This is a genomic window from Dolichospermum sp. UHCC 0315A, assembly GCF_008121535.1.
In the GTDB taxonomy this organism is placed as follows: domain Bacteria; phylum Cyanobacteriota; class Cyanobacteriia; order Cyanobacteriales; family Nostocaceae; genus Dolichospermum; species Dolichospermum lemmermannii.
On record NZ_CP043056.1, the window covers coordinates 2054220 to 2066100 of the forward strand.

Here is an 11881-nt window from a genome sequence, read left to right on the forward strand (position 1 = left end):
TGGGCAGTATGAGGAATGATGATGAAAGCAGGTTATGTGAGGGTTTCCACCCGTGAACAGGATGAAGGTAATGCTTTGGAACAACAAACAGCACGAGTAGAAAGGGCTGGCGCTATTGTCATCTTCTCAGATGTTGAGTCCGGGCGCAGCGACAAGAGGAAAGAATTTAATAAAATGATTGCTCAGTGCAAACAAGGCAAAATCACCGAAGTCATCTGCACTAGAATTGACCGACTAGGACGCAGCGTGGTGGGGATTCACAAGGCGATCGCCATCTTTGAGGAGTACAAAGTCAAACTCACGGTTTTGGATGCCCCCGTTGACCCAACTTCCCCCTTTGGGTGGTTTTCTGTGAATCAGATGGCTGGTTTGGCTGAATTTGAATCTAGGCTACTTGCTAATCGGATCAAAAATGGCATGAACTTTTTTAGAGAGCAGAAAAAGGCTTCTCCCCGTCCACCTTTTGGGTATTGTCGCGTGGATGAAAAGTATGCTCCTGATTTATCTGAGATGAATGGAATTAGTAAATGGGCGATCGCTCACAAGATGATTGAATATTTCCTCGGTGATGGGGCTACATTGAGGAGTACGGGTCAATATTTACTGCAAACTTATCATCTCAAGTGGACTGCTGCCGGACTGCGTTACTGGCTTTTAAACCCTGTACTGAGAGGCTGTACCGCCTACAATATCAAAGACAATTTAAATAAACCTGAGAATTGGGATATTCATGAAGATACTCACCAACCTTTAATTAGTGAAAATATCTTCAAACGGATAGTTGCAAAACTTGACGAGAATAAATCTAAATACAGCTACGGTAGAGAAAAAAAGGAAACAGAGATTTTCCCACTAGCGGGGCAGATTATTTGCGCTGACTGCGGCTATAAATGTTTTTGTAAGAAACGAAATTCGACATATAGAGTTCGCTGCAAAAAACATGAAAACATGGGAAATAATTTTTGTAGTAACAAAATTAGCACTTATCTACCAGATATTATTTTAACGGTAGATCAAACCTTAGTAGAACGGCACAGGGAAATTAAGGAATATGCAATTACAAATTCAAATGTGGAAACACAGGATAGCCCGGAATTGATTGCTAGACAAGAGCAACTAAAATCATTGAGACTTTTACCTAAAAACCCAATAATTCAAGATGCCATTGACCAAACAATTTTAGAGATTAATAAAATTAAACAAAAAGAAACCGTAGTCAATAAAATCAACAGCGAACTATTTGATATTCTTGCGTTTTGTTGTAGCAAGATTAATTTTTGGGATGAAACACCCTGGGCAGATAAATCTTTAATATATAAAGAATTAATTGATTACGTAAAAGTTGCCAATGGTGAAATCAAAGAAGTCAAGCTGCGGGTTTGAGCAGCCCTTGAAGTTCTACTTCAAATTCTTCTTCTGATAATAACATTAATCTCTTTCTGGTATAAGGATCTAAATACCGAATCCTATACCATTTTTTAGAGACACGAATCAATACTTGAGTCGCTGTTTCCTGCATATCATAATAGGTGAAGTCTTGTAACTAGTTTAGCTATTTTTTGATATTTTTGTCTGTTTATGATGAACAAATTTATTACTCAGACACAAAATCAAATATCAAATCAAGTTTTGTGTTTTTCAAGAATCAAGAATCTCATATTGTTTTGTATGAATTATTTATCAGTATTCTCTGATTCTAAACTATTCCTTAACCACCGTTGGTAATGTGTCTGCATCCTGCACAGTCAGGGGAAATTTTTTAACGTAGTTGCCATTACGGTTAGCTTTGTAATCAGCAATCATTTCTAAGGCTTTACTAGCGGACAAGAGTAATTTAATTCCATAGCGATGTCGGAATATCAAATCAATTAATTCATGACAGTGAGCTTTTAACTCTTGTCTGTGCCTCATTAATTCATAAGAACTTCCGGTAAGTGGGAAACTCAGTCACTTTAGTGCTGAGAGGGAAACGACACGGGCAGTTCGACAAGCTCACTGACCACGGTTTTAACCGCATTGAATCTTTCAATTTGAGTAACTATAGCCGTCTTTTTTATGGACACAAATACAGTTTTTGTAACCAATACCTTGAACTAACTCTTTCTTAGTGGAAATATTGAAACTGCCAGTAGTTCTAACAGTCGCCCTTTCCATTACCATAGGCGATCGCTCTCATAATTACCATAATTACCATAACTCCCCACTCAAAACAAACTCAACTGCTTTCCTACATCACCTTGAGGCTCAACAACCGAAAGTTTCGGAATGGATGCTTATTTCACCCCTTGACTGAAAACAATGGGATATAAGTCCTGTCCTTTGAGGAGAGCGAAAATTTTCTCTCTCATTAAACCGCTTAGGCGACTGCTCTGCCATAAACTTCTTCCAACAGACAAATTAATTCATCTACTTGGGAGGAGGTAAATAATTCATCGGGTCCCTGCGGAGTGATATCGGTAAATGGAGATTCATAGAGAAGCGCCGCATCCATGACACCGTGTTCTGTGAGGTAGTCAATGATCATATTCACAAACTCTATCTGATTAGCATTCAGCTTTTTGTCAGATATAAAACAAGCTAGTTCTTGTTTGGCTACTTCCCTATCTAGTCCTACTAGAGAACGAACAAATAAGCCTAACCCCTGTGACTCTTCTTTAGCGCGGATAATATCTTCTGTTTCCCCAATACCACTTTCTGCTAATATGCTTTCTAGTTCTGATAGATCCGATGGAGTTAGTTGTTTATTCGTTCTGAGTTTGAAAATAACTATATTATCCTGATGCGATCGCAAAAACGCCCGTGCTTTAGCGCGAAACTTCTCAAAATTATCAGATGATGTAAAACCAGGTAACTCTACTACAATTTCCTCACCCATTTCATCCTCAAAATCAGTGTAAATAGGTATACGTCTTTGTTTCTCAATCAGCTTGACTAAACCCCGCAAGCGTTTCCGTAGTACCTCTATCATGGGTAATGTTACATCTTCCCACCATTCGTCGGTTTGTATATCCTGAATTAGAAGTAATTGTTGCTGTACTAAGGGAATGGCTGATTTTTCTTCAAGTAACCCAGCAAGTGACTTTATTTTTTCTCGTAAATGTTTAACGCTGGAGTGAGAGCGCAATATCGCTAATTGTAACTTCAATACCAAAATATCAAATCGTTTTATCTCTTCTGCTTCTGTCTCCAATTGAGAAGGTAAACCGGCTATTTCTTGGTTGAGAGTAATAAAATCTTCATCTGATAGAGATTGCCATGATTTAGAGTTAGCATATTGTTCAACAAATCGGCGCTTAGGACGAACCACGAAGTTTTCGCTATTCATAGCTGCAACTTCTGTATAGAGTAAATTGGCTAATTTACTACGCAGTTCAGCATTGGTTTTTGGTTCTTCAAAGTTATCTTCAAATTTGCTCCCTTCGACTTCGCTCAGGGAGCGGGGTTGGGGTGAAATATTATCTAACTCCGCAATTAGATCCAAGCGGGTAGTAAATAACTGTTTATTTAGAGATTTACCGATAGGTGCATCAGTCGTTTCTGGGTTATGCTTGAAGAACTCTAAATTTTGGCAATAGTCGAATAAATAGAAAAATTGTTTATCTTGCCCTATACCAAATAAATCCTCACAACGACGAGTTCCCCGTCCTAGCATTTGCCAGAATTTAGTTTTAGAACGAACCAATTTAAACATGACTAAATTTACTACTTCTGGCACATCTATTCCCGTGTCCAGCATATCCACAGAAATAGCAATATGGGGCTGTTTATCTTTTTTAGAAAAGTCATCTATTAGAGATTGGGCATATTTAGTTTCAAAGGTAATAATCCGAGCAAATTCACCTTTGAATTGGGGATAGTTAGCATCAAAACGTTCTGCGATAAATTTAGCATGATCTTGATTTTTAGCAAAGATAATTGTTTTACCTAAAATATCCCCACCGGCAACTTTTAAACCCCTAGTCATTAAACCCACATTCCGCACCCCAAAATGTTACAGAGGGAAATTACGGAGATGAAAATCAAAGGGAGCATCAAAACAAACAGATAAAGTGAAAAAAGGCATTTGAGAAACAGTAAATCACCAAAAATGTCATCAAAATCTATTCTCAATAAGAAGCAATAAGAATGCACACCACCTGGAGAGGTCAATAGATAAGCGAAAGAAGATATTCAAGAAACAATTATAAGTTAGACTAATCAATTAAAGTAAAAAACGAAATTATAGACATAGTAAAATGGAGCTATAAATCAAAGAGATTAGCTCATCTTTACAAGAGAAATTAAATTGATAGAGATGATAATTAGCTGACTAATTGATAGTAACGTAAACAATCATCTGGTAAAAGACTCAAGATAAAATCTCTGTCCTTATTCCAATTAGAAATATGTTTCTCCTGATTGAGTGTAACCAAATGAATACACTGAAAGCATTGAAAAATCCAGCGTAAAGTAGGACGATTAGTTGCTTTGCCTAATTGATTTTTAATTGTTGATTTAGACTCCAAAAGAGCATTTCTAATATGACGTTGAGCCAAAGTATAAACCAGTAGACATAAACCCATAATCATTCCCAAAGACTCTATTCTCTCAGGACTTTTGAGGAAAATACTGTCGGCAAAAAATAATGGGTCTTTGAGAAAACCAAACCCCCTCTCACATGACTGCTGGGCTTTATATTCACTTAGCATAGAATCATTGCTTAGTTCCTGTGAATCTAAAACATTTGTCGCAATAATAAAACGTCCCGCACTCAGCAATTCTGTATTAATTTTACTTTCATTCTGGGAGACTGTAGCTGATATTTGGTAAGATATTTCTTCTGGAGAATCTTTTGTCTTAGATTCGATTTGAGTAACAATACTTACGTTAATTTGGTGATATTTGAATTGTTTTGATAATTTTGATAATGCCTTGATAGCATCTGCAACACATGCAAATCTCTCTTGTGATAACTTTTTCAAATCTTGCACAGCTTTTGATTCTGCTTTGGTAATTTTTTGTGTGAGCTTATGCAGGTCTGATTCTTTTCTTTCTTGACTTTGCACTACTAACCATCTTTGTTCTATCCCTGCATAATTTTGGATTTTTGATGCTAATTTATATCCTGGTATTGTACTATCAATAAATTCTGATTCTGCTAATGTTGATATTAATGTTTTTGCTGCTTTTATGCTTAATGGTACTCGACATAACCAACGTAATTCTGACATCATTTTCAGGTTTGATTCTGTATATAAAGCAGCGTCAGCAACCATGAGACTATTAACTTCTAATTGTTTTTGATATTCTACTGCTATTTGACCAAAACATGATGAATCTGCTTGATTTCCCGATGCTAGTTTTAAAAATATTGGGATGTCTCCATCTCCTGAACATATCATTTCTATGATGAATTGTTTTAAATCTGGTCTATGGTCACGGGAATAACCGTAGGTGATGGTTATTTCTTTTGGTGATTTTACTGCTAATTCTTCTAATTCTTGGTTATTTCCTACTTTTTGACTCTCAAATATTACGAATGGTAAGCTAGTGTTATACTGCCCATGCACGTGCATTGATGATGAGTCTAGATGTGATGTTGATAGTGATACTCCAAATTTTTGAGCAGCTTTTAAGGCTATGATAAAAAAGATTGTATCTAAGCCTTTTATAAACAGTTTATCCATGACTCTCCCCAATTTATCGTCGTTAAGATATTCTGGTTTTACTCCTGTTCCTATTAGATGCTCACAGGCGATTGTTTCAAAATATTGGGGAAACATATATAACGGTTTGGAGACAAATCCTAACCCGTTTATTATCATGGCTTTTACCACTTGACCTGCATTTACTTTTTCGTCTTTTTCGACTCCTATTAATTCATTTATTATTTCTACTATTCCGATTGAATCTATGATTCCTGCTACTATCCCTAGATGGTCTATGTTCTCAATTTCTATTTCTTGAGGTTTTAATTTCACAACAGTTTCCTCTAATACTTCTGTTGTCATCAATTATTTCTTATTTGGTTATCAATTCATTTTTTTCTTTTGTTACCAAGTTTCACTTTATCACACCACGTCCCTTTTAATGCTACTTATTCTCATTAAGCATCTTAATTTTTGAATTGACTTTAGTTATTATGTACTACTTTAAGGGCTTTTTTGATCTGTGACAGTTTGGGGTGCGGAATGTGGGTTAAATGCTCTAATACTTTATCTACAGTATCTTTATTAAACAGCCATTGATTTACTCCTGCTGCTTCTATTTTTTCTGGTATATTACCTTCATCATTCCATTCTAAATTATCAACAATCAGCATAGAGTTTAGCCTGTTGCTGACCGCTACGGGGGTCGGTGCGGGTACGTTTGGCTTCTACCACTGCTAAGGGTTTACCATCATCTCCCCATAAAACATAATCTACGAAGCCTGTACCCGATGAATTGGGCATCCCTGTCACTGGAAATTCACTGGAAATTGTTCCCCCTTTGATGTTCCCTTCGACTTCGCTCAGGGAACCTTCTCGCTGGTTGAGCGGAGTCGAAACCAGTATCCACCCTGCTTCTTTTAATAACAGGTCTATGAAGATATCGCGGGTTTGTTGTTCAGAATAGTCGTGAGTATCTGGTTGGGTAGTATTTGCTTGTTTTACAGATGCTAATTCTGCCCGTAGTTGTTTAATTGTCTCATCTAGAGTATTTTTATCTGTTTTAAAGGCTTTGTGAGCAGATTCGTAAATTGTCGGAAATTCGGTTTGCAGGAAGGTAAACTGGCTCATTCAGTTAATCAAGCTTTTGTATATAATAATATATTATGGACTGGGTTCGTAATCAATGCAAATAACTAGACCTGATAACAATTCTTGTAGGGTTTCGTCTAGAACTTGTCCCAACTGTTTGACAAATCTTTCCGTGGAAATGCTGCGAACTTGCAAAACATTTCCGGCTGAATCTCGCTCAAGTTGATTTTCTGGACTGGCTGCAATTTTCACCATAAAAGGGCGCTCTTTAAATTTTTCTTGCCAGCTTGTAATAGGAATAATGATTCTGATGGGGATAGGATTAAAAATATCGGCACTGATAACTACTACAGGGCGAGTTTTCTGGATTTCTTGCCCTCTGGTAGGGTTGAGGTCTACTAACCAAATTTCGCCACGTTTGGGGTTAGTCATGTTCAAGTTCCCAGTCTTCAGTGTCTAATACGGAAAATTCTGTTAGTTCTGGGTTGGTGAGGAAGTCTGTAGCGGTTTGAGGAATGAACTGGGCAAGGTGCTGATGTCTTTGTGTTAGTGGCATGGCTGCAATTTCTTTGAGGGATGGTGAAGATGTTTTTGTTTTTGTTGTTGTGAGTTTTTGTTGCAGAAATTCCGTAAAGTCTAAAACTTCTTGTTGTTTTTCTGGGGGTAGTTGGCGTAGGTTGTTGAGGATTATTTGTTCAATGTTGGCTGTGTTTTGCATGGTTTTATTTCTGGGGTTTCTCCAATTTTTTTACCATAAATCGTCACATTATTTACACTGTTTTATTTTCAGCTTTGTTTGTCTCCCTGTCAGTAATAAAAGTACAACTTAATTAAGTGTAATGCTATTTTTCCACATAAGGAAACATTCTTCACTAGATTTACTAAGTAAGTCGGCCCAATAAAATCGATATATGTTTAGTTTTGTAAAAACCGTGAAACACCCTATTTATAAGGTATTCGTTAATTTATATTTCGTTACATAGATTGATTTTTTAACGCCGACCTACTTATGATTAAGTTAATCAAATTAAATAGATAAATTGCTGTACTCCTGTAAACGAGACAGCCAGGCCAGAGCTTGCTGTTTTCTGTCTTCAGGTGTGTAGGGTGACTTAACGAACCTATCCACTACTCCAGCAGTTACCAGTTGTCCCAGTGGTCTCTGGGATATCAGACTAGGGAAATCGTACATATCCCCAAGCCTAATCAGGCGACTATTTCCTTGATTCCCTTCCTCTGGATCTCGGAAACAAAAGACAACATCACGTAAAGCCGCATCTGGTAAAGCATCCATTAAGGCTGGGTTGTGAGTGGAAAGTAATACTCGTAATTTACGCTTTTCGGCAATATCTCGGATGCTGGCTAGTAGATGCTGGGCGCGGTTGGGATGAACACCGTTATCAATTTCTTCGATAACTACTAAACTTCCTTCGGTAGCCGATAGCATAGCTGCTGCGATTCCTGCGGAGCGCTTCGCTATCGCTAATACCCGCAATGTGCCATCTGATAACAATGCGGCTTCACAATAGCGATGGTTATTACCAAAGGTTTCCGCTAGTCGCACCATAACTTCATCCCGTGGACCGAAAAGAAAATCTAGCCCATCTATAGCCTGTTCTGGTAAACTCTGGATGAAGTTGAGAATGGTCTGTTGATTTTCTGGTTGGTTCTCCCATAAGCGATAGAGAACGCTGGATAGATTAGTACCATCTTCTTGTAATCGCTTATCAGATTTAAAACTGTACTCGCGCATTTTGGCGGGAACGGGATCTAAAAACAGGATATTCTGTAAGACTCGTTGATATTCGCGGACTGTTTCAGGAATTATCTTTTGGGAATTTTCATATTTGGCATCAAAACGGGCAGGGCTGTCTAATTGCACAAAGATAGCCATTTGATCACTGCAAGTTATTCGTGGCTTGTTCTGCCCTCTTGTAAAGTTGTTATATGCCACACTAACATCAGTATTTATCCCTTCTGAAGGCTGATTTAACTCATATAGTGGGACTGAATTTGTTAAGTCAGCAATTCGCTCATTACTGATGTGCAGTTCTCCATCACGGACATTCAGGGTTATATTGAGTTCGTTCCATTCTGTTGAGTCTAAACGGCAACCGATGGTAAAATTTGATTCTCCCCGATGGCATAAGTCATTGACTCGACCACGTACAACTCGCTCGGCGCTATTCACTGCATATTGAATACGGTCGAGTTTTTGTCCTTGTGCCAGCCATGACAAAAACCGCAAATCTTCCAGGGCGTTACTTTTACCTGCGGCGTTTGCACCTATTAGCACGGTTAAAGATCCCAGGGGTAAGTGGCTGGTACGATAACTTTTAAAGTTGGCGAGGGTAAATTCTGTTAGCATGGCGCTCATGTTACAATTCTCCTCTAAAGGCTCGATGTTGGAGGGAAGCAAAAAGGGCATCGAGTTCTGATAATGAAGCGCGGTGTACTGCTTTGAGTTTTTCTACAGCTTCAACGCGGTGGGAAAATTCTTCTTGAAGATAAAGAGGTGGGACAGGAATTGTAATTCCTCTTATTGCTTCTTTTGTAATTGTTTTTGTGACAGCACCCTTTACATTTTTATTAATTGCTTCTTTACCATACGAAAAAGTTAAAAAATAATAAATAAATGAGGTATTTACTTTATTATTTAAACGAATCAAAAACGCATTCATGCCTAATGATACTGGTCTTTTTAAATAAGGCATAAGATATACTTTGCCGGCACTACCTATCTTATTGATAAGAATTTCTCCGCCATAAACTTTTGATTTGCTCAAAAAATTATATGCTTTTTCATCAATATAAATACAGTTATTTTGAAAGTTGTTATTCTCTAAATCTGTTGTTCTAATCATCAAAGCATGATCAATTTGATTCTTTAATACAACATTGTCTCGTAAAATTTCATAGCTACCATTTGCATGATAGTCAGTTAAAACTTCCATTAAATTACCAAAGCTAACAGTATCCCATCCACTTTCAAGAGGAGCATTATTCCCGAACATTTCTATGAAGATGGCTTGGGGGAGGGTGTCGAATTGTGCGATCGCTTTCCGTCGTTTAGTCCTCAGTTCTTCCGCTTGATCTAGTATCTCTGCAATCCGTTTTTGTTCTTCTAGTGGTGGTAAATGAAACTTTACTTGCCGTATTTCAGAAAGTGGTTTGACATTTTTTATAGCAGAACCCAGGGGAAACGCATCTAAATTTTATTGACAAAATACCATTTTTGTGTATAAACGAAAGAATCGGTATTTATCGTTTGATGGATTTTTTCAGAGTCATCGTGATGGTTTAAATTATTGTCAATAAGTAGACATTAATGCAAATTTTTGGGTCATTATTGAGATTAAATAGTCCTTATTGATAAGATGCGTTTCCCCTGTAGCAGAACCCCCTGCACTTCCAAACAACCGAGACTGAAGATCGGGAGTCTCAAGTAACATTTTGAGAAATCGGGAAGATACAAGGTTTGATTTTGGGCGAATTCTCAACAAAGCCTGATTTATTATTCCGGGTTTTACATTTGGTGGAACAACTGCCACACGACCTAAAGTTCCTGAACAGCTTACAATCAAATCTCCTGATTCTACAGCAAAACTCTTTAGTTCTTTATATCGAGCCTCACTAATGAAGTAATCTCCACTGTCAAAGTTGCCATAAATAGCGTGTTTTTGCTCATAAATTTTATATCCATCTGGAACGAACGAGTCTTTCTTAATAGCTCCACCAAAAGGACCACGCTTGAGACCTTGTGAACCATCAACAGTTACGTCTTCCAATGTAACAATTTCCCATCCGCTCATCCTAGCATCTCCTCTAATTCCTTTATCACAACTGCTTTTAATGATGGTAAAGAAAGCTGAACCGTAACCCATACAACCGCCACATCAACCCGTAAATATTTATATATCAGCATATTATCTAATTCATTCATTTTTATGTGATTCCAATTGAGCAATTATCTTACGCACAGGGAGATACTCATGCACTTTGTTGTAACCTGAGTAAAGCTTGAGACTTAGCAAGACGTACCAAATGCTCAATAAACTCATAATATTGCCACAGACAGCGATCTGCTTGCAGCAGCGCCTCGCTATCGCTTTCATCTAAACCTTGACTACGATTTTTGTCTAAAAGAGATTCAATTTCAGCCTGAACTATAGGAGAAAGACGGAGAGTTAAAATTTCTTGAGGAGATGGTAACTTTGCCAAAAACTCTAAAACTTCAGTTAGTCCAGAAAAACCTGTCGCCGGATTAGCACTAATTTCTCGCAATCCTAAAGCCAAAATTTGGGGTAAATCTTCCTTGCGAGATTCTAAATTTCGCGCCATTTCATCAGGTATGTCTAAAGTAATTTGCATAATTTTTTGCTCTTCGGTAATATAAATTATATAGAAATAGCCTCAGCTAAAACACGCTCACGAATCCGGGGTTTAAGCCCGTTCTTAGTAACAACATCCACCTTCAAGCCAAACAACTGACTTAAATAATCTCTAAATTCCACCAACATTATAAAAGTAGGTGCTGTTTCATAAGACCTCGCGGTAAGTGAGAAACTCAGACACTTCAGTGCTGAGAGGGAAGCGGCACGAGCAGTTTTAACCGCATTGAATCTTTTAATTTGAGTAGCTATAACCATCTTTTTTGTGGATAGTTTTACAGGTTTTATAACTAATTCCTTGGAGTAGTCCATTTCTAGTTTAAATATTGAAACTTCCAGTAGCACGGGTTGCTATTCTTCCAATATATTCACCAACTTTTTTACCAGTTTTGACATTTTTTGCTTGTTTCAAGATTTTTTCCAATTTTGATGGATCTTTTTTGAGGAAATCTTTGATATCTTTCGTTCCTTTTTTGGTGTTACATTTCTCGCAACTTAAAGCGAGATTTGTTATTGAATTATTACCACCCTTGGCTCTTGGGTGAATGTGTTCAACTTGAAAAGGAACGTCTTTCACTCCACAGTAGGCACATTGTCTATTCCACTTTTCTAGTAAGTATTCTCTGGTTTCGTAACCAGTTAATGTTCCTTGCTGGTATTCCTTGCCTTGAATATCAGGATTAGCCATTAACTGCATATCAAACCGTACCAATTCTGGTTCTTCCGTACCTGTTATGCCAAATATGAGTTTATTTACCCCACAACCCATAT

Annotated in this window: 14 protein-coding genes and 3 pseudogenes; 1 reads left to right on the plus strand and 16 read right to left on the minus strand. The window is 37.5% G+C overall.

The window, feature by feature from the left end; translation table 11 throughout:
- The first annotated feature begins 15 nt into the window (after positions 1-15).
- Positions 16-1383 carry a fdxN element excision recombinase XisF gene (gene xisF, locus BMF77_RS09960; protein WP_148762531.1) on the plus strand — a complete coding sequence of 456 codons (1368 nt, stop codon included), beginning with the start codon at positions 16-18 and terminating at the stop codon, positions 1381-1383.
- On the opposite strand, the gene BMF77_RS26640 is transcribed toward xisF, so the two are convergent.
- The 16 genes and pseudogenes from BMF77_RS26640 to BMF77_RS10035 all read right to left on the minus strand — a co-directional run.
- Positions 1367-1519: a hypothetical protein gene (locus BMF77_RS26640; protein ID WP_160170653.1), complete on the minus strand. Its 153-nt coding sequence runs from the start codon at positions 1517-1519 to the stop codon at positions 1367-1369. The genes xisF and BMF77_RS26640 overlap by 17 nt on opposite strands.
- 182 nt (positions 1520-1701) lie before the next feature.
- Positions 1702-1911 (minus strand): hypothetical protein, encoded by a 210-nt coding sequence (locus BMF77_RS09965; RefSeq protein WP_148762533.1) that lies wholly within the window; start codon positions 1909-1911, stop codon positions 1702-1704.
- Between the two features lie 445 nt (positions 1912-2356).
- On the minus strand, positions 2357-3964 hold the full coding sequence (locus BMF77_RS09970; RefSeq protein ID WP_246863111.1) for a type I restriction-modification enzyme R subunit C-terminal domain-containing protein: 1608 nt from the start codon (positions 3962-3964) through the stop codon (positions 2357-2359).
- A 337-nt stretch (positions 3965-4301) separates the two neighbouring features.
- A complete protein-coding gene (locus BMF77_RS09980) occupies positions 4302-5990 on the minus strand; it encodes an IS1634 family transposase (protein WP_148762535.1) in 1689 nt (562 codons plus the stop codon).
- Between the two features lie 122 nt (positions 5991-6112).
- Complete coding sequence (locus BMF77_RS09985) at positions 6113-6301, minus strand: hypothetical protein (RefSeq protein WP_148762537.1); 189 nt, start codon at positions 6299-6301, stop codon at positions 6113-6115.
- Positions 6288-6758 (minus strand): type I restriction endonuclease, encoded by a 471-nt coding sequence (locus tag BMF77_RS09990; protein ID WP_148762539.1) that lies wholly within the window; start codon positions 6756-6758, stop codon positions 6288-6290. The genes BMF77_RS09985 and BMF77_RS09990 overlap by 14 nt, the downstream gene beginning before the upstream one ends.
- A 33-nt stretch (positions 6759-6791) precedes the next feature.
- Complete coding sequence (locus BMF77_RS09995) at positions 6792-7151, minus strand: type II toxin-antitoxin system PemK/MazF family toxin (protein WP_148762541.1); 360 nt, start codon at positions 7149-7151, stop codon at positions 6792-6794.
- Positions 7144-7437: a DUF2281 domain-containing protein gene (locus BMF77_RS10000; RefSeq protein WP_148762543.1), complete on the minus strand. Its 294-nt coding sequence runs from the start codon at positions 7435-7437 to the stop codon at positions 7144-7146. The genes BMF77_RS09995 and BMF77_RS10000 overlap by 8 nt, the downstream gene beginning before the upstream one ends.
- A 309-nt stretch (positions 7438-7746) precedes the next feature.
- The gene (locus BMF77_RS10005; protein ID WP_148762545.1) at positions 7747-9096 is read right to left on the minus strand and encodes an AAA family ATPase; all 1350 of its coding nucleotides are present in this window, start codon (positions 9094-9096) and stop codon (positions 7747-7749) included.
- A gap of 1 nt (position 9097) precedes the next feature.
- Positions 9098-9673, minus strand: coding sequence for a restriction endonuclease subunit S (locus BMF77_RS10010; protein ID WP_168204424.1), 576 nt, complete (start codon positions 9671-9673; stop codon positions 9098-9100).
- A gap of 165 nt (positions 9674-9838) precedes the next feature.
- Positions 9839-9916, minus strand: a pseudogene (locus tag BMF77_RS28985) (hypothetical protein); the annotation flags it as partial.
- 114 nt (positions 9917-10030) lie between these two features.
- Positions 10031-10603 (minus strand): restriction endonuclease subunit S, encoded by a 573-nt coding sequence (locus BMF77_RS10020; protein ID WP_148762549.1) that lies wholly within the window; start codon positions 10601-10603, stop codon positions 10031-10033.
- 5 nt (positions 10604-10608) lie between these two features.
- A pseudogene (locus tag BMF77_RS28990) lies at positions 10609-10662 on the minus strand (hypothetical protein); the annotation flags it as partial.
- Positions 10663-10709: 47 nt separating this feature from the next.
- Positions 10710-11090: a hypothetical protein gene (locus BMF77_RS10025; protein WP_148762551.1), complete on the minus strand. Its 381-nt coding sequence runs from the start codon at positions 11088-11090 to the stop codon at positions 10710-10712.
- A gap of 26 nt (positions 11091-11116) precedes the next feature.
- On the minus strand, positions 11117-11368 hold the full coding sequence (locus BMF77_RS27255; RefSeq protein WP_210422329.1) for a nucleotidyltransferase family protein: 252 nt from the start codon (positions 11366-11368) through the stop codon (positions 11117-11119).
- Positions 11346-11825: pseudogene (locus BMF77_RS10035) on the minus strand (HNH endonuclease); the annotation flags it as partial. The gene BMF77_RS27255 and the pseudogene BMF77_RS10035, both read right to left, overlap by 23 nt.
- Positions 11826-11881: the final 56 nt, after the last annotated feature.

Coding starts and splice junctions, on each gene's coding strand:
- BMF77_RS27255 (WP_210422329.1), bottom strand. CDS start 11,368: ATGGTTATAGCTACTCAAATTAAAAGATTCAATGCGGTTAAAACTGCT.
- xisF (WP_148762531.1), top strand. CDS start 16: ATGATGATGAAAGCAGGTTATGTGAGGGTTTCCACCCGTGAACAGGAT.
- BMF77_RS26640 (WP_160170653.1), bottom strand. CDS start 1,519: ATGCAGGAAACAGCGACTCAAGTATTGATTCGTGTCTCTAAAAAATGG.
- BMF77_RS09970 (WP_246863111.1), bottom strand. CDS start 3,964: ATGACTAGGGGTTTAAAAGTTGCCGGTGGGGATATTTTAGGTAAAACA.
- BMF77_RS10020 (WP_148762549.1), bottom strand. CDS start 10,603: ATGGGTTACGGTTCAGCTTTCTTTACCATCATTAAAAGCAGTTGTGAT.
- BMF77_RS10010 (WP_168204424.1), bottom strand. CDS start 9,673: ATGGAAGTTTTAACTGACTATCATGCAAATGGTAGCTATGAAATTTTA.
- BMF77_RS09980 (WP_148762535.1), bottom strand. CDS start 5,990: ATGACAACAGAAGTATTAGAGGAAACTGTTGTGAAATTAAAACCTCAA.
- BMF77_RS09990 (WP_148762539.1), bottom strand. CDS start 6,758: ATGAGCCAGTTTACCTTCCTGCAAACCGAATTTCCGACAATTTACGAA.
- BMF77_RS09985 (WP_148762537.1), bottom strand. CDS start 6,301: ATGCTGATTGTTGATAATTTAGAATGGAATGATGAAGGTAATATACCA.
- BMF77_RS09965 (WP_148762533.1), bottom strand. CDS start 1,911: ATGAGGCACAGACAAGAGTTAAAAGCTCACTGTCATGAATTAATTGAT.
- BMF77_RS10025 (WP_148762551.1), bottom strand. CDS start 11,090: ATGCAAATTACTTTAGACATACCTGATGAAATGGCGCGAAATTTAGAA.
- BMF77_RS10005 (WP_148762545.1), bottom strand. CDS start 9,096: ATGAGCGCCATGCTAACAGAATTTACCCTCGCCAACTTTAAAAGTTAT.
- BMF77_RS10000 (WP_148762543.1), bottom strand. CDS start 7,437: ATGCAAAACACAGCCAACATTGAACAAATAATCCTCAACAACCTACGC.
- BMF77_RS09995 (WP_148762541.1), bottom strand. CDS start 7,151: ATGACTAACCCCAAACGTGGCGAAATTTGGTTAGTAGACCTCAACCCT.